A 21,246-nucleotide genomic window follows, 5' to 3' on the forward strand; every position below is an offset into this window, starting at 1 on the left:
GCTCAGGACGCCAGTGCGTGCACCCGGTCGCTGAGCTCCTGCTCCGACATCGCCGACGTCGGGTTGTTCACGAACGTCGACGTCCCATCGGGACGAAGGAACACATACGCGGGTTGCCACGGCACGTTGAACCGCGCCCAGATCGACCCGTCCGCATCGTTGAGGTTGGTGAAGTTCAGGTTGTACCGCGACACGAAGTTCTCCATCTGCCCCACGTCGGAACGTGCGGCGACCCCGACGAAGGTGACCTTCGGGTTCGCCGCCGCCACCTGGCTGACATTCGGGGCTTCCTGGTTGCAGAACGGGCACCACGGGGTCCAGAACCACAGCACCGCCGGCTTGCCCTGCAGGCTGGCGCCGTTGAACGGGGCTCCGCTCAGGGTTGTGCCGGTGAAGCCCAGCTGGTCCTCGGCGGCGGCGATCGGCGGCGTGGCGACTCCGACGGTGAGCGCGGCCATCAGCACGGCCAGGGCCTGGAACACGCGGTGCAACCAGAGTTTCATGGCATGGCCTCCTGGCCGTCGGGGTGGACTGCTCTTGATGTCACGTTTACCCGAGGCCATCCGGTTCAATCTGGGCCCCTTGACACTTTACGTGACGTAACGGAACATAATGTGCCATGACAGCCCCGGATCGCGGCATCCAGTCGGTAGGTCCGGAGCCCGTGCGCGGTCGCCCCCGAGACCCGCGCACCGACGAAGCGATCATGACGGCCACCCGCCGATTGCTCACCGATGTCGGCTACGACCAGGTGTCGATGGAATCGATCGCACGCGCGGCCGGGGTGAGCCGCCCGACCGTCTACCGGCGTTGGCCGTCCAAGGCGCACGTGGTCTTCGAGGCCGCATTCGGTGCTGACGTCGGCGGTGCCGCGTTGCCACGCTCGGGTGACTTCGAGACCGATCTGCGCGAGTTCGTTCGCGGTGCGGTGACCTTCTGGCGCGAGCCGGTGGTCGAAGCCGCCACCATGGGCATCCTTGCCGAACGCCGCCGTGACGCCGAATTGCACATCCGCACACAGCAATTGCTCGACGACAGGATTCGCGGCGAGCTGGCCGACCTGGTCCGCGCCGGCGCCGAACAAGGCGTGGTGCGCGCCGACATCGACACCGACACGCTGTTCAACGTGCTGGTCGGGACCACTTTCTACGGCGCCCTCGTCGATGGGCGCGACGACACCGACCACCTGGTCGACAAACTCTGCGCCCTGGTCATGCAGGGCGCGCAGGCACGAGAGAAGGAATGACATGTCCCACGACGAACTATCCACGGCCTTTCACGAACTGCTCGACGAGCTCGGCTCGTTCGAGCGCAAGTTCCTGGCCGCCGATCCCCCGCTCGAGGAAGCCGACATCCTCGACGGGTATCGACTGACGTTCAGCCTGCTGCGCGTGGCAGTCGACACCTTCGTGTGGGGTGACACGGCCAATCCCCGGTTCGTCGACGTCATCGGGCCGTATCTGCGGTGGGGCGGCGACAACTCGGATGCGTTTTACCAACTCGCCCCGATCGACCCCAATCGCACCTACCGGGTCACCGGAAACCGGGGTGACTCCGTCTACCTGTCGATCACCGTCTACGGCGGACCGGACGACGGTCACTACAGCGATCGCATCGTCGGCACGATGAACGACCGCTCGCTGGAGTTCGACGACGAGGGCAACTTCGAGTTCATCATCAGCCCCGACCCGCAGCCGGGCGCCTGGCTGAAGCTCGAATCGGATGCCGTTGTCGCGCTGACCCGCGACTACCTGGAGAACCCTGAAACCGACCGGCGGGTGCAGTGGAAGATCGAGGCCGTCGACCCGCCCGCGCGCAGGCAGGACGACAACCGGGCCGACCTCATCCGGCGGCTGCGGTGCGCCAAGACGTGGCTCGCCGATCAGTGCTCCTTCATCCCCGTCCGTGTCGACCCGCCCAACGAGATCGCCGAACCGTATCCGGTGCCCCAGCAGACCTTTGGCTGGGCTGCGGGCGACGCCGCCTACGCGATGGGCGCCTACGAACTTCAGCCCGGCCAGGCGCTGATCATTGACGGCACGTCGCCGGAATGCGTGTTCTGGAACCTGTGCCTGTGGAATCCGTTCCTGCACACCTACGACTACAGCTACGAGCGCGTCACCATCAACTGTGCGCACATCACCTACGAGGACGATGGCTCGTGGCGAATCGTGGTGAGCGACAGCGATCCCGGCCATCCCAACTGGGTATCGACGGCCGGGCGGACCAAGGGGCTGATCTGGCTGCGCTGGTTCCTGCCCGAGGAGACGCCGAAGCGGCCGATCTGCCGGGTCGTCGACATCGCGGAGGTCTCGGCATGACCGCGGGCGTGCAGCGGCCGGCGCCGATCAGGTTCACCGACCTGGCCAACCCGGTGTTCCCCGAGGCGGCCCAGCCGATGCGCGAGGCGCTGGCGGGCTACGGGTCGATCTTGGACTTGACCTCAGAGGCGTTGCTGGCCACAGCAAGTGAGCGCACCGGGCTCGACGGTTGGGGCGACGACAGTTTCCGTGAACGCCTCGACGTCCTGACCGGCTCGCTGCGCGAGGAGACCGGGCTGTCCGACGTCGGTGTCGCCGTGGTCTTCGAACAACTAGTCGGCAATCTGGTCAACCGGCTTCGATTCGAGGCGCTCGTCGCCGAGCATCCCGAGATCGAGGACGTCGAAATCAAGCGGCCGATCATCATCTGCGGTCTGCCCCGCACCGGTACGACTCACCTGCACAACCTCATCGCCGCCGACCCGAACCTGCGCTATCTGTCGTACTGGGAGAGTTTGGAACCCTTCCCCGCCCCGGGCGAAGAGGACTCCGCACGCCGCGATCGATGTTCGACCGGGCTGGATTTGGTCGACACCTCGATGCCCGACTTCAAGCGGATGCACGATATGACCGTCGACCATGCACACGAGGAAATTCAGCTGCTGGCCAACGACATCTCCGGCATGCTCTTCGAAACCACGTACCACATCCCGACATTCGCAGCCCACTACAAATCCCACGACCAGGGACCGTCATACGCCTACCTCAAGCGACAGTTGCAGGCCATGCAGTGGCTGCGGGGCGGCACTCGCTGGGTGCTCAAATCCCCGCAACACCTCGAGCAGTTCCCCACCCTGTACGCCACCTTCCCGGACGCGACATTTGTTGTGACGCATCGTGATCCAGTGGAGGTGACGCGCTCGATGCTCACCATGATCGTCTACGCATCCCGAATGGCCTGCGCGCAGCCCGATCCCGCCAAGATCGCGCGATCCTGGTTCGACCGCGCCGACGACCTGTTCAACGGATGTCTGCGCGACCGCGACGTGCTTCCGGTTGATCAGTCGATCGACGTGCGGTTCACCGACTTCATGGCCGACGAACAGGGCACGCTGTCGGCGATCTACGAACTGGCCGACCAGCCCTACGGCGACGACGTGCGCACCGCGATGGCCGGCTTCATCGCCGCGCATCCGCGCGGACGCTACGGCGAGGTGATCTACGACCTCGCCGACGTGGGACTCGACGCGGGCGAAGTAGCCGAGCGGCTCGGCGCGTACCGGGACCGGTTCATCGGCTGAACGCTCGCAACTCGGCGTAGGCCTCGACCAGTGCCGCGATGGGGAACCGCCGATTACGGCCACTCGGGTTGGGCAGCACCCAAGCCGCAGCACCGGCGACGGTATCGGCTTGCAGCCCCCAATTCACCGTCTTAGTGCCGAGTACAACCGATATCGCCGGCTTTCCCAGGAACGCCAGCACGCGTGGAGAGGCCGCACGCATCTTGGTTTCGAAGGATGAAAGTGCCTGCTGGATCTCGAGTGCGGATACCTCACGTGCCGCTGATGTCGGCCGCATTACGACGGCGGTTATGCCGCAACCGTATTGCAGAAGTCTGCGCTCCTCGGTAGGCGCCAATTGCCGGTCGGTGAAGCCGGCCAGGTGGATGGCCGACCAGAACCGATTGGTGGGACTGGAGAAGTTGTATCCGTCGGACTGCGCCGTCAGCGCCGGATTGATCCCGCAGAAGACGACGTCTAGACCGCTGGCCAGAATGTCTGCCTCATAAGTCCGCATCAACAAGAAGTGAAGCATGCGTTGGACAGGCCCGGGCTCTGGTGCCAGGCTCGAAGTGGATCCAACCGACGACGAACGGAGCACCATGACGGACGCGACGAACGCGGGAGCAGCCGGCACCATCTCTATTGGGGAGCTGACGGTAAACCGACTCGGCTTCGGATCGATGCGGCTCACCGGCAAGGGCGTCTGGGGCCCGCCAGATGATCACGATGAGTCGATTCGCGTGCTGCGTCGCGCGGTCGAACTGGGCGTCAACTTCATCGACACCGCCGACTCCTACGGGCCGTACATCGCCGAGGAGTTGATCCGCGAGGCCCTACATCCCTACCGGGACGACGTCGTGATCGCCACCAAGGCAGGGCTCCTCCGCACGGGGCCGGATGTGTGGATACCGCTCGGCAACCCCAGCTACTTACGGCAAGAAGTCGAAATGAGCCTGCGCCGACTCGGCGTCGATCGCATCGATCTGCATCAGCTGCACCGCATCGACCCGAACTTCCCGCTTGAGGACCAGGTCGGCGAACTCGCTAAGCTGCAGCAGGAGGGCAAGATCCGGCACATCGGACTCTCCGAGGTCGACGTCGACCAACTCAAGGCCGCTCAGAAGGTCGCATCCATCGTCTCGGTGCAAAACCTCTACAACCTCACGACCCGCACGGCCGAAGCCCTGCTCGACGAGGCTGAAGCCCAAGGCATCGCGTTCATTCCGTGGTTCCCGCTTGCTGCCGGTCCACTCGCCGAAACCGACGGTCCCCTCGGCTCGTTGGCGGCCGACCACGGTGCCAGCCCGTCACAACTCGCGCTGGCCTGGCTACTGAAACGCTCGCCGGTGATCGTGCCGATCCCCGGCACTTCACGCGTCGACCACCTCGAACCGAACGTCGCCGCCGCGGGGATCGAGCTGACCGAGGAGGAATTCCAGGCCATCGACGCGGCGACCGCCGGAAAATAGCGCCCTCAGTGTGAGCGGGAGAGCCGGGCCAGCCGCGTGCGATCGACCAGCGTGCAGCCGTGCACCTCGGCGAGTTGTTCGGCGGCCCGGGTGTAGCGGTGGTTGGAGACCACCATCGTCGCGCTGCAATCGTGCACAGCTGCGCCGGCCACCACCTGCTGCACGGCGGCGCCGTTGACCACGCGGCTCTGCCGTTTGCACTGCACTGCGGTGCGGATACCGTCCCTGGTAACGATCAGATCGACGCCGAAATCCCCAGTCGCCCTTGTTAGCTCGACGGCGTAGCCGAGGCCACGCAGTACGGCGGCGACATAGCGCTCGAATTCCACGCCGGTCATGGCATCCACGGTGGCCTGTCCGGTGGCGCGGTACAGCGCATCGCGCCTGGCGCTTCGGCGATGGTCGAGCCAGGCGAGCAGGGCCCGCCACGCGCATACCACTGCGGCCACCGCACTGACGGCGGCCAGCGCCCACGCCACCGTGTTGAGCTGGCCGATGAAGGCCAACAACGCTGTCGTGACAACCCACAGTCCCAGCCACTGCAGTGCCGTCCTGGCCGCGGCCGCCTCTTCGCGCACGGCGCCACCGTAGCGGCGGGCACTGACAGGGAATCGGGCCACCAGGCACAGCGGCCAAATCGTGACCCGTTCGCATCGAGTTTGGCGCAACGGCCGCAATACAGTGCTCAGATGCTCGCGATTCTCCGCTTCAATTTCGCCTCGCCCGGAGGTGAACCCGGTGTGCAGGGTGAATTGCTCTCCGCCGCATTGGAGTTGGCACAGTTCGGCGACCGGCACGGGATCGCCGCGGTCAGCGTCGACGAGCACCATGCCACGGGACACGGCTGGAGTTGCAACCCGGTGATGATCGCGGGGATGTTCCTGGCCCGCACGGCCAACATCTTCGCCAGCATCGACTGTGCGCTGGGGCCGTTGTGGAACCCGGTCCGGATGGCCGAGGACATCGCGCTGATCGACGCGATGAGCCGCGGGCGCCTGCACACCACCGTCGGCCTTGGCTACCGGGAAGTGGAATACGAAGCCCTCGGGGTGGACTTCGCCCGCCGCGGCGAACTGATGGATCAGCTACTGGAAACCATGCTGGCGTCCTGGACCGACGGCTCGGGTGTGGTGTCGGGAACGTGGACCAAGCCGCATCCACCGCTCTATGTCGGCGGCGGAGTGCGGGCCACTGTCCGGCGCGCGGTGCGGTTCGGGTTGCCTCTGAGCCTGCCCGACCACCGGCCCGACCTCGCCGAGTACTACACCGAGCTGTGCCGCGACGCGGGCCAGCGGCCGTTCGTGCTGATGCCGCCCGCGGTCAACCACGGGATGATCTACCTGCATGAAGACCCTGAGCGGGCTTGGGCCGAGCTGGGCGAGCACATTCTGTGGGAGGCGGTCACCTACGGACGGTGGTCTGATGGTCGGTCGCGCTCCCTGATGCATCTGCCCGGAGTGCAGACCCTGGCCGAAGTGCAGGCCTCAGGCAGGTACCGATTCCTGACTCCCGACCAGTTGATCGATGAGGTGCGGGCGTCGGCAAACTACGGCCCGGTCGTCATGCATCCCCTGGTTGGAGGCATGCCAGTAGAGGAGGCATGGAAGTCGGTAACTCTACTTACGGACGAGGTCCTGCCGGCCCTGCGTTAGCCATTTTCGTGGTCGAGGTTGCCCGATTTCGGACTCCGGTCCGAAAGTTGGGTTCTTAACAGAGTTTTAGCCGCAGCTCCCGGTCACCTTAAATTTGCGGCATAGCGTTTGGGTCAGGTTGAGGCAGCCGATAGGCCGCCACACACGCAACAGGACCGAAATGAGGCAGCCCATGACGAGCTTCACGTCGCGGTACGGAAACCCCACCGTCGATTACAAGGGCGCCCATATCCGAGCACACTCCCGCCACGTGGCCACGGTCGTCGCGGTCAGTGGACGCGTCGATTCCGCCAACGTCGACCACATCGCCGATTATGCGAAGAAGCTGGTCCTCGCCGACAAGCCGTTCGTTCTGGACCTGTCCGGCGTGAGCTCGTTCACTCCCGAAGCGATCCGTTTGCTGTGCGACATCGACGACATCTGCAACTCGGTGGGTGTCGAGTGGGCCGCGGTAGGTAGTGACGCGGTGAACCGCCGTCTGCGCCGGGACAGCGACGTCGTCTTCCCTGTCGTCGGCACGGTCGCCGAGGCCGAGCACGAATTCGACGACGCGATCCTCGATCGCCGCCGGTTCCTGCTGCCGCTGCTGAGTAAGACCGCTTAATTGGATTCAGCGTCGACGGTTAGGTCGGCTATGCGTTACCGGGTTACCCTGGTTGACGTGCGTCTATTTACAAGTGTGATCGCCGCCGGTGCGCTGGTTGTTGGAGCCGGCGCGGGTATCGCGGCAGCGGACCCCACCACGACCCCGGTGCCGGCACCGGCGACTTCCGACGCACCCACAGGTCCGGCCCCCGGACCGACCACATCTCCGGCCTCCCCTGCACCGACGTCGTCACCCGCGGCGACGCCGTCACCTGGAGCGACACCGTCCGCGGCTCCGCCGGCCGGCGGGCCCAAGAGCTCGATGGACGCGGACGGCACCTACAAGGTCGGCGTCGACATCGTGGCGGGCACCTATGCCACCGCCGGGCCGGTCGAAGGTAGCGCCTGCTACTGGAAGCGGGTCGGCGGACCCGACGGCCAGACCAACCTGGACAACGGGATTACCAAGAAGCCGCAGATCCAGCAGATCGATCCCGGTGACGCCACGTTCAAGACCGACGGCTGCCAACCGTGGACGCTGACCGATGCCCAGCCGCCCGCTACCCCCGGGCCGCTGATGTCACAACTTCAGCTGCGCCACTATCTCGATCAGCTCAACGGGGCGTCCGGCGCGTCCGGCAACCCGCAGCTGCCGCCTTACTGATTTCACCGTCTCGCTAGGTCGCGCCCACGCCCCAATGCAGCACCCGTGAGGTGACCAGCACCAGCCCGAGCGACACGACGGCCACCACGACCAGGCCGATGACCGCCACCACCAGCGGCCGCCACCCGGTACGGGCCAGCTCGCGGAAGTTGGTGTTGAGCCCGACCCCGGCGAACGTCAGCAGGAACGCCCACTTCGACACATTGCCCAGGTTGGCGACCTGCCCCTTGCTCAGCAAGTGGGCCGTGGCAAGCGCCGACACCGCCAGGAAACCCAGCACGAACTTCGGGAACTTCTCCCAGACGAACTTCGCCTTGGCGCCGAAGCCGGGGGCGATCTGGTCGGCCTCGCCTTTCGAGGCCCAGTACAGCGCGAAGCCCAGCACCACGAACCCGATCAGCGCGTTGCGCACGGACTTCACCAACACCGCGAGCTTGCCGGCCTCGTCGGAGAACAGGTAACCGGTGGCGGTGGTCTCGGCGGTGTTGTCCACGGCCAGACCGGCCCACAATCCGAACTCGTGGTCGGACAGGCCCAGCGCGTGGCCAAGCACCGGCAGTGTGAACAGCGCGACGGCGCCCAGCGCCAGGATCGCCGCGATCGCGTAGCTGACATCGGAGTTGCGGGCCCGGATCGCGCCCTTGGATGCCACGATCGCCGACACCCCGCAGATCGAGGTGCCGATGGCCAGCAGCGAGCCCAACTTGCCGGACAGGCCGAACAGCTTGGCGGCCAGCAGGATGACCCCGCCTGCGATGGTCATGTCCAGCAGGATCTGCACCAACGAGATCCCGCCCAGCTTGACGATGTCCCCCAACACGAAGCGGGCGCCAAGGGCGACGATGCCGATCTTCAACCAGAACTCATAGGTCTGCACGCCCGGCTTGAAGATCCGGTGCACACCGACGGTGTTGGTGATCAACAGGCCGATCACGATGGCCCACAACACGTACTCGATATCGGGAACGGTCCAATGTTCCTTTTTGGCAAGCAGATTCCACCAGATCTGGGCGTACTTCCCCAACAGGCCGATCGCGATCAGCAGCAGTACGCCCGGCACATAGTCGAGCAGGTTGCGGCTGGTGAAGATCGGCTGTTCTTCGTCGGTCTGTACGACGTCAGTTGTGCTCATGCGATCACCACGGAATCTTGGGAAGGACACCTGCGACGGCGAGGACGACGAAAACGCCCGCCACGATGGTTGCCCACCAATCGACGCCAATGCTGAAACGGTCCTGGCTGGTGTCTCCCCCGCCGGGCTCTCTGGATTCGGCCACGGTTATCTCCCCGCTCGTGTGCGCATGTACGTCGCCGATGTTGGCGATTGCGCGCGGGCCTGACCAGCAATGCGCTCGTGATGATTTGAGGTGGCCGCCGCTATTTGGCGGTGGTCGGCGTCGCCGGCAGCGGCGGTGGGCAGGAATCGTGGTCCTGCAGCTCCTCGCCGCCGGCGCCGTTGTCCGCGTCGGCCCGGTCGGCCAGGATGACGAAGCCGGGGCGGCCTGCGGGGTCGGTGGCGCCGACCACTACCAGCGTGTGCGATCCCATGTCGGCACGCGCACCCTCGAGACCGTCGGCGAGCAGAACGAACGGGTCGGCGTCCAGATCGGTGCCGCCAACCGTCATCGCCCAATAGGTGTGGCCGACCAGCGGGACCGGAAGCGGCGCCCACGCCGGCCCGATGGCGCCGGCCGCCGCACGCAGCGCGTCGTGGACGTCGGCACGCAGGCAGTCGATGTGGATGTGCAACTGGTTCTGGGTGCGCGCCACTGCCGAGTTGACCGCCAGGCTCATCCAGTCCCGCGCGATGGTTCCGCCGGCCTTCTGCTCGACGAACGACCGAGCCTGCCAGGCCGCGACGAAGTAGTTCGTCGTTCCGGGGTCCAGCAGCTCGGGGCTCTCGATCCCGGCGATGCGGGCGGTGGGGATCAGCAGATATTGCCGCTCGCCCACCAGATCTTTGAGCACCGCGGACCCGCGCTCTTCGCCACCGCTGATATCGACCCGGGAACACGGCGCCGGGTCGTGCTGCTGCTGTTCGTCGACAACGCACTTGTCGTGGACGATCGTCCACAGAGCATTCGGGTCGGCGTGGGCGGTGGCCGAGCCGAACACACACAGAGCCAGTGCCGCTGCCAGCGGTGCGCTGCCGCGCATGTGTCGCACGGCCACACCCTACGACCGAGGTGCGCTCCCAGCTCGCTGGCGCCCCAAAACCGCATCTGCGGATCTACGCGGGGGTATTGGCCGCAGGTGCGGATCCGATCGGCTACGATTCGGCCGTGCCGATGCTGCGGGTCCGGGAAGCCGCCGAGTTGCTCGGCGTCAGCGACGACACGATCCGGCGGTGGATCGAGGACGGCGACCTCCCTACCGGCAGTGACCAATCCGGTCGTAAGACCGTCGACGGGGCCGCGCTCGCCGCCTACTCCAGCAAGAACGCCGCAGCGGCTCCCAAAGACCCACTGTCCGTTGCTAGCTCGGCGCGCAACCGGTTCGCCGGGCTGGTCACCAGGGTCGTGACCGACACCGTGATGGCCCAGGTGGAGATGCAATGCGGTCCGTTCACCGTCGTCTCGCTGATGAGCACCGAGGCGGTGCGGGAACTGCACCTCGAACCGGGGAGCGTCGCGGTGGCCGTCGTCAAGGCCACCACGGTGATCGTCGAAACGTCAGGAGAATCATGATCAGCAGGTTGATGCCGGTACTGGCCGCCGGTCTCCTCATCGCTGCGAGCGCAGGCTGTGGTTCCTCGTCGCAACCGTCGTCGTCGACGCCGTCACAAGGCCAGCAGAAGATCATGGTGTTCGCCGCCGCGTCGTTGAAACAGACCTTCACCGCGATCGGCGATCAGTTCAGCAAGGACAATCCTGGTGCCTCGGTGGAGTTCTCGTTCGCAGGCTCCTCGGATCTGGTGACCCAGCTGACCCAGGGCGCCCACGCCGACGTCTTCGCCTCCGCCGACACCAAGAACATGGACAAGGCGGCCAAGGCGGGTCTGTTGGCGGGCTCGCCGGTGAACTTCGCGTCCAACACTCTCACGATCGCCGTCGCGCCCGGAAATCCCAAGGGCATCACCGCATTTAGCGATCTGGCCAAGCCGGGCCTCAACGTCGTGGTGTGCGCACCGCAGGTGCCGTGCGGATCGGCCACCCAGACCGTCGAGACCAAGACCGGGGTGAAGCTGACTCCGGTGAGTGAGGAATCTTCGGTCACCGACGTGCTGAACAAGGTGACCAGCGGTCAGGCCGACGCCGGTCTGGTCTATATCACCGATGCCGCGGGCGCCAGCAACAAGGTCACCGCGGTGTCGTTCCCCGAGGCGGCCGGCGCGGTCAACACCTACCCGATCGCCACGCTCAAGCAAGCCGGAAACTCAAGTTTGGCAAGCAAATTCGTCGATCTGGTGACCGGTCCGGCGGGCCAGACGATCCTGACGAAAGCCGGTTTCGGCAAGCCCTGACAGGTCTTGTGGCAGGCTCGAAGCCGTGGACCTGCCGCGCCCTGAGACCGACACTCCGCACCTGGCTGACGTGGTGCCGTCGGTCCTGGCGGCGATGGGGGTTGCCGGATTCGAGCCCCGCATCCCCCTACCTGAGCCCGCGGCCGGGGCCTGCGTCCTGCTGATCGACGGCCTCGGTGCCGAGCTGCTCGACGCCCATGCCGAGGACGCCCCGGTGCTGGCCGGCCTGCGCGGCCGGACCCTGCATGTGGGGTTCCCGTCCACGACCGCAGCCGGGCTCGCCGCGGTGGGCACCGGCCGGACGTCGGGTGGCCACGGCATGGTCGGCCTATCCTTTCGCCTGCCCGACGTCGGCGTCATCAACGCGCTGCGCTGGCGTCCGCACCCGTGGGGCGAGGATCTGCGAGACACGGCGGTACCGGAGGAAATCCAGCCGCTGTCAACCACTTTCGAGCGTGCGGCGTCGGCGGGCGTCGCGGTCAGTGTGGTCTCGGGCGCCGAATTCGCCGGCTCGGGGCTGACCAGGGCGGTGCTCCGTGGCGGACGCTACGCCGGCGTACTCGGGTTGGGTGACCTGGCGGCCGAAGTCGAGGCCGCGGTCGCCGGCGGCGGCTTCTGCTACGGCTACCACGGTGACCTCGACCTGCTGGGCCACCTGTATGGACCGGGCTCGCCGGCCTGGCGGTTGGAGCTGCGGCAGGTGGATCGACTGGTGGAGTCCGTCGTCGACGGTTTGCCGCCCGGCGGCCTGCTCGCTGTGGTGGCCGATCACGGCATGGTGGCCGTCGACGGCGCCGCCACCGTCGACCTCGACAGTGCCGCAGCACTGCTCGACGGCGTGGCCGATATCGGGGGCGAGGCGCGCGCCCGTCACGTCTACGTACGCAACGGCGCCGCCGCCGACGTTCTCGCGGCGTGGCGGGAGTCGCTGGCAGACCATGCCTGGGTGGTATCCCGGGACGAGGCGATCGCCGCCGGCTGGTTCGGCGGCGCCGTCGATGACCGGATACGGCCGCGCATCGGTGACGTCGTGGCCGCCGCCAAAGGCCGGGCCGCGTTGGTACGCCGCACGGTGGAGCCCATGGAGTCCGCGTTGGTCGGCCAGCACGGGTCGTTGACCAGCGCCGAACAGCTCGTGCCGCTGCTGCTGGCCTACGGCTGAGCGGCGTCCTTCGCGGTCAGCAGATCGTCGGCGGGTGTATCCCAGCGGTCGAGGTTGACCGCCGTCGACAGCGGGCGGCGGCGCAGCGGCCCGTGCCTGCCCCGTGGCCAGCCGACGACAACGTGGCCGGCGATCAGCCAGCCGTCGGGCACCCCGACGGCGTCGCGCAGCAGGTCGGCTCCCCCGTACGAAGCCCACGCGGTTGGGCATGCCCCGAGGCCCTGTGCCCGGGCGGCGAGCAGGAAGTTCTGCATCGCCGGGAAAATGGAGCCGCCGAGCAGCAGCTCCGAGGCGGTCGGATAGTGCTGCTGGGCGAACAGCACTGAGGTGAATTCGCCTGCGCGATCATGCAATTCATAGGTGGCACGATTGTTGCGGGCTTGCCTGTCGGTGTCATCGGGTGCGGGCCTGCTCATCCCGTACACCGGCTCGATGACTGCCAGCGCACGCGCCGCCGCTTCGGCGACGACCGCGCGCTGCTCGGGCGAGCGCAGCACCACGAACCGCCAGCCCTGCGCGTTCGCCCCCGAGGGCGCCCACGTGGCGGCTTGCAGGCAGCGGCTCAGCGTCGCGTCGTCGACAGGCTCGGAGGTGAACCGCCTGATGGTTCTGGCGGTCGACATCACGTCCCAGATATCGCTGCTGGTGGCGTTCACCACGCAGACTCGCGAAGCCGGGCCTTGTGCCGATACATGTCAATGTCGGCCTTGCGGATCAGTTCCTCGGCATCGTCGGTCTGGCCCCAGGTCCATCCCATGGATGCGGTGACGTGGAATTTGTTGGCGTTGACGGCGTAGTCACCAGTCATGGCCGAACCGACAGTCGAGGCCAGGTCGGCGACGTCGGCGATGCCAGCTGCGTCGAGGACGAGAACAACGAACTCGTCACCGCCGAGGCGGTACACCGAATTCGGTTCTGGTACAGCGTGACTCATCCGTCGGGCGACTTCGACGAGGACGTCGTCGCCGGCCGCGTGCCCGTGCAGGTCGTTGACCTGTTTGAAGCCGTCGAGGTCCATGAAGATCAGCCCGAGCGGGGCGGCCGGCTCGCTCGCCCGATACCGCTCGACCCGGGTGACCAGGGCGTGCCGGTTGTGCAATCCGGTGAGCCGATCGGTCGCGACCAGCCGGGCGAGCTCGGCTTCGGCCACCCGGCGGGCCGTCACATCCTGGAATTGGGCAATGATCACGTCCTCGACGCCGTATTCATGCCCGGGTGCGAGGACCGCGTTGCGTTGCACCCAGATCGTGGTCCCGTCGGGGCGGACGTAGCGATGCTCAGCCGAGATTTGTGTGACTTCGCCCGCGACGAGCGCCCGGTGTTCCTCGACCGCCGCGTCCAACTCGTCGGGATGGACGAAATCGCGGTAGGTGAAGGCGGCGAGTTGTTCGGCGGTGCAACCGACGAGTTGGCACAGTGCGGGATTCAACATCAACGCTCGGCCGCTGGTGGTCAGGACTGCCTCGCCGAACGGCGCGTTGGCCATCCTGAGTTGGAAGAGCCGTAGCGCCTCGTCGCGGGCCCGCTCGGCCGCGACGCGTGCCGTCACGTCGATGGCCTGGACGATGAAGCCCCGCACCTCGCCGTCGACGACGTCGGGGATATAGGAGGCCTGGAAGTTCCGTCGTGTCCGACGAGTGTCCATCAAGGTGGATTCGAATAGCTGCGGCTCGCCGTTGAGGGCGCCCGTGACATGCGGTTGAATTCGCTCGAACACGGCGTCGCCGACGATGTCGTGCATATGTTTGCCGCGAATTTCCTGGGGCGTGAGGCCGACGTAGTCGAAGTACGCGTGGTTGGCAAAAACGTTGCGCAACTCCAGGTCCCAATAGCCGATCATCGCCGGGAGGCTGTCGAAGAGCAGGCGGAGTCGGCGAAACTCTTCGGCAGTGTCGATCGGTTCGTCAGGCGCCACGACATCCCTCGGGTTGCTGCGCTGTGCGGGAGTGCCTGGATGCGTCAAACACTGGCTGTCCAACTTACCGTGCCGCTTGGTTGCCGAGATCGGCGCATGTCCCGCTACGGTCTGGGTCGTGATCGTTCTGCTTCCGCCGTCGGAGACCAAGCGCACTGGCGGCGACGGACCCCCGCTGCGGTTCGGTGAACTCGGCAGTCCTGCCCTCGACCCGCTACGCCGGGACCTGGTCGACGAGCTCGTCGCGCTGGCCGCCGATCCCGCCGCGTGCCGTCGCGCGTTGGGTATCTCCCCCGCGCAGGATGCCGAGATCGAACGCAATGCCGCCTTACTGGGCTCGCCGACGCTGCCGGCGATCCACCGCTACACCGGCGTGCTCTATGACGCCCTGGACGTGGAGTCGCTCCGGGGCGCCGCCGCTGCCCGCGCGCATGCTCGGCTGGCCGTCGGCTCTGCCCTGTTCGGGCTGCTTCGAGCCGACGACCAGATTCCGGCTTACCGGCTGTCGGCCTCGTCGAAGCTCCCAGGAAGTGCGACCCTGGCATCCCGGTGGCGTCCCGTCCTGGAGCCGGTGCTCGCCGAGCTGGCCGCCAGCGAGCTGGTCGTCGATCTGCGCTCGGGGTCCTACGCCGGGCTGGGCAAACTGCCCGATGCGGTCCGCGTCGACGTCCTCGCCGAGCATCCCGACGGCCGCCGCACCGTCGTCACGCACTTCAACAAGGCCCACAAGGGGCGACTCGCCCGGGTGCTCGCGTCGAGCCGGTCCGAACCCGGCGACGCAGCCGCCGTCGCCACCGTGGCGCGCCGGGCCGGCATGCAGGTCGAACGAAGCGGCAACGAACTCACCGTCATCGTCGCCGCGTGACCGGTGTCAGGATGGTGGGCGTGAACACCCGCTGGCAGAAGTCGACAGCACCGCGCGGCGACGACTACGACGCCCGATGGAAATCGCTGGCCGAGGCCGGCCAGAACATCCACGGTGAGGCGGATCTGGTCGAAAGCCTGCTGCGTGAATCGGGTGGCAAGACGGTCCTCGATGCGGGCTGCGGCACCGGCCGGGTAGCCATCGAACTCGCCAACCGCGGCGTCTCCGTGGTCGGCGTCGACGCCGACGCCGGGATGCTGGCCGCGGCGCGGGCCAAGGCACCCGAGTTGCGTTGGGTCGAGGCGGATCTCGCCGACCTGACGGCGGCGGGAGTCGACCGCGTCAACCTCGTTGTGCTGGCCGGCAACGTGATGATCTTCCTGGAACCGGGCACTGAGGCACGGGTGCTCGCCGGGCTGGCGGGGCGGCTGACACCGGGTGGACTGCTGGTTGCCGGGTTTTCCGTGCGCCCCGATCGCCTGTCGCTGCAGCGGTACGACCAGGCGGCCGAGGAGGCCGGCCTGCTACCGGTGGTGCGCTGGGCGACGTGGGACCGCAAGCCGTTCGACGGCGGCGATTACGCCGTATCGGTGCACCGGTTGCGCCGTTCGCCACGCTGACGGAACTGTCGCGGGCGGAAAAACTGAGAAAACCGGGGGTGGCCAGTGCAGAAAGTGGTCGGTAAGCTCGTTATCCGGCGCCAGTAGCTTCACTACGAATTCTTTGCTGCCGAGTCTGCTCTATCGGTGCGATCAGGGAGGGATTGCTTGATGCGATCGGCGTTCTCGGGCCGTCCCGCGAATCAGTACTACACCCTCACTGCGTTGCTGGCCTCCCGAGGCGCGCAGACCTACACCTCCCGGGTGATCGCCGGGTGCGTCTTCACCCTGGGCCTGGTGACGCTGGGGACGATCGGCAGTTCGGCCAGCCTGCAGTGGCCGAACACCCGGATCCTGCTGGTCGCGGTCGCCATCCTTTGCTTTGTGTCGACGTTCATCTGGCTGCGGCATCGCTGGCCGACCCGGACCGAATCGGGCGTGCTGGTCGCCATCGCGGCGATCGCCATCCCGATCGGGACGATCGCCCCGGTCATCCCGATGTACGGACTGCTCGGTTCGACGTCGTTCGCGTTGGTCATCGGCTACACCGCTCTCTTTCACGGCCCGCGGCTGCTGGCCACCGTCCTGACCATCGCCGTCGCCACCCTGATCTACCTCGGCGCGCGGATGGTCAGAGTGGATCTCCCGCTCGCCCTAGCCGGTGTCGCGTTGATGCTGCTGGTGTACGTTTTCGCCGCGTTCTCGTGCCGGCTGGTGGTCTGGCTGACCGGAACGGAGGACGACGCCGACGCCCTCGAACCGCTCACCGGGCTGTTGAACCGCGACGCCTTCTATCTGCAGACCGCGACGCTGCTGGCCTCCCGTAACCGCGACGACGATCGCTACCTGGTGATCGGCGTCGTCAACATCGACAGCTTCGCGGCCATGGTCTCCGTCGCCGGCAATCGTGGTGGCAACCGGGCGCGGATCGCGGCCGGGCAGGCGCTGCGCGAGACGGTCCGCCGCGATGCGATCGTTGGCCACGTCGGCGACGCGGAATTCTTTGTCGCGGACTGTTTCACCACTCCCGACTCGTCACCGTTGATCGAGCGCATCCGCGGTGCGATCGCGGCGACGCCGGCCGGGATGACGGCCAGCATCGGAGTGGTCAGCACGCCGCTGCGTCCGCTCGTCGAGCATCCACCCAACGAGATCCTCGACGAGATCGTGGCGCTGGCCACCACAGCGATGTACGAAGCGCGCCGGGCCGGTGGCAATCAGGCCCGCTACGTGGTGCGGCCGAGTCTGAGCATCTCCGACGACGAGACCGACGGATACGACACCCCGCTGTTGTGAGCGTCAGCCGGGCGCGGCAGGTGATTCGGGGTCGATCTCCACGCCGTAGGACGTGATCGAGGCGATCTCGGTGCCGGCGAATTGGCAGATGTGGCAACTGGACACGATGGTGATGCCGTCGGGCCGTTGGTATCGGCCGAGTACCTCCACGACGACGGTGTCGTCCTGCTCGACGGTCAGGCACCGGTCCCAGGTCGCGACCGTTGCGGCCAGGCCGCCCGCCGTCTCGCGGCACGTCGCGGTGACCGCGTCGGCACCCTGAAGCACCGAGAAGCCGACGATCGTCCACTGGACGTCACGGGCCAGATGCGGCAGGGCCTCGTCGAATCGGTGCTGTGCGAAGGCGCGCGCGATCTCCGCCCGGTCACCAACCTCGGTCATGTCCGCTCCTGTCCCACACCCTGCTGTCGAGGCTAACGCCAAGCACGCGAAGCTGGCCCACGTCGGCCCGATCGCGGCGGTAGTGTCTGGCCAATGAGCCACGGCCATGACCACAAACCCGAGCGTGAACTCCCACCCGGTATGGCCGAACAGCTGGATCTGCCGTATTCCGGAATGGTCTCGTTCGGGCAGCGTCCCTTCCTGACCGAGGCCGAGCAGCTGGACAGCTGGAAGCCGGATGTGGCGATCGTCGGGGCGCCGTTCGACATCGCCACCACCAACCGGCCCGGCGCCCGGTTCGGCCCGCGGGCAATCCGGTCCACCGCCTACGAACCCGGGACCTATCACATGGATCTCGGGCTGGAGATCTTCGACTGGTTGGAGGTCGTCGACTTCGGCGACGCCCATTGCCCGCACGGCTCCACCGAGGTGTCGCACGCGAATATCAAGGAGCGGGTGCACACCATCGCCTCGCGTGGCATCGTCCCGGTCGTCCTCGGCGGCGACCACTCGATCACCTGGCCGTCGGCCACCGCGGTCGCCGATGTGCATGGCTACGGCAATGTCGGGATCGTGCATTTCGACGCTCATGCCGACACCGCCGACATCATCGACGGGAACCTGGCCAGCCACGGCACGCCGATGCGCCGGCTGATCGAGTCGGGGGCCGTGCCGGGGACGCATTTCGTCCAGGTCGGACTGCGCGGCTACTGGCCGCCGCAGGACACGTTCGAGTGGATGCAGGAACAGGGCATGGTCTGGCACACCATGCAGGAGATCTGGGAGCTGGGCTTCAAAGAAGTGATGAAGCGAGCGGTCGGCGAAGCCCTTGCCAAGGCCGACAAGCTTTACGTGTCAGTCGATATCGACGTTCTCGATCCTGCCCACGCCCCCGGTACCGGCACGCCCGAGCCCGGCGGAATCACCAGCGCCGACCTGCTGCGCATGGTCCGGCAGCTGTGCCATGAGCACGACGTCGTCGGTGTCGACGTCGTCGAGGTCGCCCCGGCCTACGACCACGCCGAGCTGACGGTCAACGCCGCGCACCGGGTGGTCTTCGAGGCACTGGCCGGGATGGCGGCGCGTCGCCGCGACGCGGCGGGCGCCAAACCGGGGCCACCGTCGCCGTTGGCCACGTAGGGGCTCAGTAGTCGGATTCGGCGGCCAGGATCTCGGCCAGGTAGGCGTCGGGTCCCGGTTCGGCCAGCCGGTTGCGGGCGAATAGACGGACCCGCTCGCGGGCTTCGGCGGCCTCGGTGGTCTCGGCCCCCACAACGACGGTGGTCGCCGACCAGTCCTGATCCCACGCATTGGCGATGGCCGCCGGCTGTCCCGTCGCATCGACGAGTTCGACGCTGGCCCGCCCCGATGCGTCGAGCGCGCCGGAAGCGGTAAACCCGTTGCAGCGCAGTGCGATCGGGATTCCATCCGGTGATCCGGGGCCCACTACGGCGACGTGCAGCACGGCTTTGGCTCGATCGCCGTCGGCGGTGACCGCCCAGCTGACGGTGTCCTCCGCGGCATCGAACACGCCGCCGGGAACCGCGGACCAGGCCATCGACGAGACACCTCTGGCGATCAACCCGGCAGGCGCAGGCCCGGTGTCGGTGCCGGCGGCCAGCGCGTAATCGTCGCGGTGCGCGGCGGCCGGCGCCGGTGATGCCGCCAACCCCTCGACCGCGTCGGCCAATTCGGACCAGCCCGGGGCGTCGACGCCGACGTCCTGGGCCAACGCCACGCAGCGGACCACCAGGTCCACCACCCGCGGCTCACCCAGCTGCAGATGCAGGGTCAGCACGGCCGCGTGCGGGGCCAACAGCGCGCCGATATCGGCGTCGAGGGCGTCCTCCCCCACGAACTCCTCGGCACCCCCGGTCGCCAGTGCAATCTCGGCATCGAGCAGCGTCGCGTCCAGACCGGCGATGCCGTCCCGGATGCTGGCCGGCCACCACCGTCGCAGCCAGTGCCCGATGGCGAGCCGGCGCAGCCCGTCCAATGCGCCGTGGTCCACGTTGACATCCGAAAGATCCACTCCGGCAGCCTGTTCCGGCGTGCGTGCCGCGGCGGCGGCTACCGCACGGTGGCCGGACTCGCCCAGTACCCGCCACAGCCAGTCGGCGCGGTCGGCGTCGGTCAGGGTGATCTGGGCCTGCGTCTGGGTTTCGTCGACGGTCCACGCCAGCACCGCGCCGTCGACCTCCACTACCGCCACCAACGGCACCGGGGCAACCGCGGGACCGATGCGCCACAGTCCGGATTCGGCGACCAATCTCATTGCATCACCTGGACTTCCAGCATGGACTTGATCCGTTGGCGATGATCGAGGCTGACTGAACGGGCGACACCCTCCAGCAGGGTGCGCAACTCGTCGACGTCGTCACAGGGTTCCTGCCAGACGTCGCGGCCGTGCAGTCGCGCCCACAGCCGACTCAGGTACGGCCGGGCGAAACTGGCCAGATCGTCGACCACCTGACGCTGGCGCGGATGAAGCGGCGCGGCATCGGCCAAGGCGCGGCGCGCGTGCAGCACGTAGGCCTCCTTGCGCAGCCTGGCCTGAATCGTCGCCGCCAGCTGATACCGGCTCACGGCACGTTCGTCGAGCGGGGCCAGCTGGCCGGCGACCTCGATACCGGCCACCAGTGCGGCCTGCTTGTCTTCGCCGAGGAAACCCCAAGGGGCGCAGGCACGGTCGACCTCTTCGGCGCACAGCAGCGGTACGTCCGGAAGCTCGTCGCGATCCAGCGCTCGCCGCAGCGTCGCGCGGACCCGGTCCACCACGCTGCGGTCCAGCGGTCGGTCACGATCCGATCCCCCGGACAGCGGCGGCGGGCACAGCGGCAATGCCGACGTCAGCCCGAGTTCGCGGATCGACCACGGCAGTGCCGACGGGTGCGTCCGTGCCTGGCTGCCCAGATTGTGCGGGGTCGCGTCGGCGATCAGTGCCGACCACACCCGTTGGCGCGCAACGGTCGCGCGATGGCCCTCGGCGGGGCCCAGCACCGTGGTCAAACCGGCCAGGAAAGGTCCGGTGATGCTGCCGTCGGCGTGCACATCGGCCCAGCTGCGCTGCAATTGCGCGGACAGCACGGCGAGCACCTGCGGTGAGGCCACGAGCTCGTTGAGCACCTCGACACCGGTGCGGTCGCGGTCGTCGTGCACGGCGCGCAGCGTCGCCGACGCCGTCTGAACGCCACCGTCACCGGGCGCGCCGTTGGTAACCGCGAGCTCGAAACAGACAGGGAAATAAAGGTCCTGGGCATTACCGGCGGTGATGCGCAGCCGACGCCGTTCGGCCTTCATCAAGTCAAACCACGCCGCTGTCGAACGCAATCGGTCGGCCTGGCCGCCGATCTCCTCGGCCATCTGGGCGGCCACATCGGTGTCGACGAACGGGGCGGAGTACGCGGGATTGCTGCGCAGCCGCAGGACCAGCGGGTCCAGGATCCGTTTCACCGTGCGGCGTAGCGGGCCGCCGTCGTCGCCGCTGAGGATCTCCACGCCGGGCCCGATCGCCCGCCAGGCACGGTCGATCACCGCCCGCCGCGGCTGCGACGTGCCGACGGCGGTGACCGTGTCCGAGCTGGCGCTCATCCGGTCAGGATAGAGGCACCGCGAAGTTGGGTTCGGTAGCCGGTGACGGTAGGCACGCTG

The 21,246-nt window shown here is 67.4% G+C and carries 25 protein-coding genes; 14 read left to right on the top strand and 11 right to left on the bottom strand.

Going from position 1 to position 21,246, the window contains the following annotated elements:
* Positions 1 to 2: 2 nt before the first annotated feature.
* Complete coding sequence (locus tag SLQ31_RS15375) at positions 3 to 503, bottom strand: protein disulfide oxidoreductase (protein ID WP_319434046.1); 501 nt, start codon at positions 501 to 503, stop codon at positions 3 to 5.
* A gap of 116 nt (positions 504 to 619) precedes the next feature.
* Here SLQ31_RS15375 and SLQ31_RS15380 point away from each other — a divergent pair, with 116 nt between their 5' ends.
* The 3 genes from SLQ31_RS15380 to SLQ31_RS15390 are packed head-to-tail and all read left to right on the top strand — an operon-like array spanning position 620 to position 3,562.
* Positions 620 to 1,246, top strand: coding sequence for a helix-turn-helix domain-containing protein (locus tag SLQ31_RS15380; protein ID WP_319434048.1), 627 nt, complete (start codon positions 620 to 622; stop codon positions 1,244 to 1,246).
* 1 nt (position 1,247) lies between these two features.
* The gene (locus tag SLQ31_RS15385; protein ID WP_319434050.1) at positions 1,248 to 2,321 is read left to right on the top strand and encodes a DUF1214 domain-containing protein; all 1,074 of its coding nucleotides are present in this window, start codon (positions 1,248 to 1,250) and stop codon (positions 2,319 to 2,321) included.
* Positions 2,318 to 3,562: a sulfotransferase gene (locus tag SLQ31_RS15390; RefSeq protein WP_319434052.1), complete on the top strand. Its 1,245-nt coding sequence runs from the start codon at positions 2,318 to 2,320 to the stop codon at positions 3,560 to 3,562. The genes SLQ31_RS15385 and SLQ31_RS15390 overlap by 4 nt, the downstream gene beginning before the upstream one ends.
* Here the strand turns inward: SLQ31_RS15390 and mug are convergent.
* Positions 3,552 to 4,058, bottom strand: coding sequence for a G/U mismatch-specific DNA glycosylase (gene mug, locus SLQ31_RS15395; protein WP_319434054.1), 507 nt, complete (start codon positions 4,056 to 4,058; stop codon positions 3,552 to 3,554). The two genes, SLQ31_RS15390 and mug, sit on opposite strands and share 11 nt — an antisense overlap.
* A gap of 85 nt (positions 4,059 to 4,143) precedes the next feature.
* Here mug and SLQ31_RS15400 point away from each other — a divergent pair, with 85 nt between their 5' ends.
* The gene (locus SLQ31_RS15400; RefSeq protein WP_319434056.1) at positions 4,144 to 5,013 is read left to right on the top strand and encodes an aldo/keto reductase; all 870 of its coding nucleotides are present in this window, start codon (positions 4,144 to 4,146) and stop codon (positions 5,011 to 5,013) included.
* A 5-nt stretch (positions 5,014 to 5,018) separates the two neighbouring features.
* Here the strand turns inward: SLQ31_RS15400 and SLQ31_RS15405 are convergent, their stop codons facing one another.
* Positions 5,019 to 5,591: a restriction endonuclease gene (locus SLQ31_RS15405; protein WP_319434058.1), complete on the bottom strand. Its 573-nt coding sequence runs from the start codon at positions 5,589 to 5,591 to the stop codon at positions 5,019 to 5,021.
* A 111-nt stretch (positions 5,592 to 5,702) separates the two neighbouring features.
* On the opposite strand from SLQ31_RS15405, the gene SLQ31_RS15410 reads away from it, so the two are divergent.
* The 3 genes from SLQ31_RS15410 (at position 5,703) to SLQ31_RS15420 (ending at position 7,914) form a co-directional block, all read left to right on the top strand.
* On the top strand, positions 5,703 to 6,665 hold the full coding sequence (locus SLQ31_RS15410) for an LLM class flavin-dependent oxidoreductase (RefSeq protein ID WP_319434060.1): 963 nt from the start codon (positions 5,703 to 5,705) through the stop codon (positions 6,663 to 6,665).
* Between the two features lie 172 nt (positions 6,666 to 6,837).
* Positions 6,838 to 7,269: an STAS domain-containing protein gene (locus SLQ31_RS15415; protein WP_319434062.1), complete on the top strand. Its 432-nt coding sequence runs from the start codon at positions 6,838 to 6,840 to the stop codon at positions 7,267 to 7,269.
* A gap of 57 nt (positions 7,270 to 7,326) precedes the next feature.
* Positions 7,327 to 7,914 (top strand): hypothetical protein, encoded by a 588-nt coding sequence (locus SLQ31_RS15420; RefSeq protein ID WP_319434064.1) that lies wholly within the window; start codon positions 7,327 to 7,329, stop codon positions 7,912 to 7,914.
* Positions 7,915 to 7,927: 13 nt separating this feature from the next.
* Here the strand turns inward: SLQ31_RS15420 and SLQ31_RS15425 are convergent, their stop codons facing one another.
* From SLQ31_RS15425 to SLQ31_RS15435, 3 genes are all read right to left on the bottom strand, one after another.
* Positions 7,928 to 9,046 (bottom strand): YeiH family protein, encoded by a 1,119-nt coding sequence (locus SLQ31_RS15425; RefSeq protein WP_319434066.1) that lies wholly within the window; start codon positions 9,044 to 9,046, stop codon positions 7,928 to 7,930.
* Positions 9,047 to 9,050: 4 nt separating this feature from the next.
* Positions 9,051 to 9,191 carry a hypothetical protein gene (locus tag SLQ31_RS15430; protein WP_319434068.1) on the bottom strand — a complete coding sequence of 47 codons (141 nt, stop codon included), beginning with the start codon at positions 9,189 to 9,191 and terminating at the stop codon, positions 9,051 to 9,053.
* A gap of 100 nt (positions 9,192 to 9,291) precedes the next feature.
* Positions 9,292 to 10,071 (bottom strand): CDP-diacylglycerol diphosphatase, encoded by a 780-nt coding sequence (locus tag SLQ31_RS15435; RefSeq protein ID WP_319434670.1) that lies wholly within the window; start codon positions 10,069 to 10,071, stop codon positions 9,292 to 9,294.
* 125 nt (positions 10,072 to 10,196) lie between these two features.
* On the opposite strand from SLQ31_RS15435, the gene SLQ31_RS15440 reads away from it, so the two are divergent.
* The 3 genes from SLQ31_RS15440 to SLQ31_RS15450 are packed head-to-tail and all read left to right on the top strand — an operon-like array spanning position 10,197 to position 12,539.
* Entirely contained in the window at positions 10,197 to 10,601 is a 405-nt protein-coding gene (locus tag SLQ31_RS15440) for a TOBE domain-containing protein (RefSeq protein ID WP_413642306.1), read from the top strand.
* A complete protein-coding gene (gene modA / locus SLQ31_RS15445; RefSeq protein ID WP_319434070.1) occupies positions 10,598 to 11,377 on the top strand; it encodes a molybdate ABC transporter substrate-binding protein in 780 nt (259 codons plus the stop codon). The genes SLQ31_RS15440 and modA overlap by 4 nt, the downstream gene beginning before the upstream one ends.
* 25 nt (positions 11,378 to 11,402) lie before the next feature.
* Positions 11,403 to 12,539 (top strand): alkaline phosphatase family protein, encoded by a 1,137-nt coding sequence (locus SLQ31_RS15450; RefSeq protein WP_319434071.1) that lies wholly within the window; start codon positions 11,403 to 11,405, stop codon positions 12,537 to 12,539.
* Here the strand turns inward: SLQ31_RS15450 and SLQ31_RS15455 are convergent.
* A complete protein-coding gene (locus SLQ31_RS15455) occupies positions 12,530 to 13,162 on the bottom strand; it encodes a nitroreductase family protein (protein WP_319434674.1) in 633 nt (210 codons plus the stop codon). The two genes, SLQ31_RS15450 and SLQ31_RS15455, sit on opposite strands and share 10 nt — an antisense overlap.
* A gap of 29 nt (positions 13,163 to 13,191) precedes the next feature.
* Positions 13,192 to 14,454: a diguanylate cyclase domain-containing protein gene (locus tag SLQ31_RS15460; RefSeq protein WP_319434073.1), complete on the bottom strand. Its 1,263-nt coding sequence runs from the start codon at positions 14,452 to 14,454 to the stop codon at positions 13,192 to 13,194.
* 118 nt (positions 14,455 to 14,572) lie between these two features.
* Between SLQ31_RS15460 and yaaA the strand changes: the two genes are divergently transcribed.
* From yaaA to SLQ31_RS15475, 3 genes are all read left to right on the top strand, one after another.
* Positions 14,573 to 15,319, top strand: coding sequence for a peroxide stress protein YaaA (gene yaaA / locus SLQ31_RS15465; RefSeq protein WP_319434075.1), 747 nt, complete (start codon positions 14,573 to 14,575; stop codon positions 15,317 to 15,319).
* A gap of 11 nt (positions 15,320 to 15,330) precedes the next feature.
* Complete coding sequence (locus SLQ31_RS15470; protein ID WP_319434676.1) at positions 15,331 to 15,939, top strand: class I SAM-dependent methyltransferase; 609 nt, start codon at positions 15,331 to 15,333, stop codon at positions 15,937 to 15,939.
* A gap of 150 nt (positions 15,940 to 16,089) precedes the next feature.
* Positions 16,090 to 17,214, top strand: coding sequence for a GGDEF domain-containing protein (locus SLQ31_RS15475; RefSeq protein WP_319434077.1), 1,125 nt, complete (start codon positions 16,090 to 16,092; stop codon positions 17,212 to 17,214).
* A 3-nt stretch (positions 17,215 to 17,217) separates the two neighbouring features.
* Here the strand turns inward: SLQ31_RS15475 and SLQ31_RS15480 are convergent, their stop codons facing one another.
* Entirely contained in the window at positions 17,218 to 17,595 is a 378-nt protein-coding gene (locus SLQ31_RS15480) for a nuclear transport factor 2 family protein (protein ID WP_319434079.1), read from the bottom strand.
* A 93-nt stretch (positions 17,596 to 17,688) separates the two neighbouring features.
* On the opposite strand from SLQ31_RS15480, the gene speB reads away from it, so the two are divergent.
* Positions 17,689 to 18,735 carry an agmatinase gene (gene speB / locus SLQ31_RS15485; RefSeq protein ID WP_413642182.1) on the top strand — a complete coding sequence of 349 codons (1,047 nt, stop codon included), beginning with the start codon at positions 17,689 to 17,691 and terminating at the stop codon, positions 18,733 to 18,735.
* Between the two features lie 4 nt (positions 18,736 to 18,739).
* Here speB and SLQ31_RS15490 read toward each other — a convergent pair whose 3' ends face one another.
* Positions 18,740 to 19,870: a hypothetical protein gene (locus SLQ31_RS15490; protein WP_319434081.1), complete on the bottom strand. Its 1,131-nt coding sequence runs from the start codon at positions 19,868 to 19,870 to the stop codon at positions 18,740 to 18,742.
* Entirely contained in the window at positions 19,867 to 21,186 is a 1,320-nt protein-coding gene (locus tag SLQ31_RS15495) for a hypothetical protein (RefSeq protein WP_319434083.1), read from the bottom strand. Before SLQ31_RS15495 ends, SLQ31_RS15490 begins: the two co-directional genes overlap by 4 nt.
* Positions 21,187 to 21,246 lie beyond the last annotated feature (60 nt).

It is taken from the genome of Mycobacterium sp. RTGN5 (genome assembly GCF_033804465.1).
Classification (GTDB): domain Bacteria; phylum Actinomycetota; class Actinomycetes; order Mycobacteriales; family Mycobacteriaceae; genus Mycobacterium.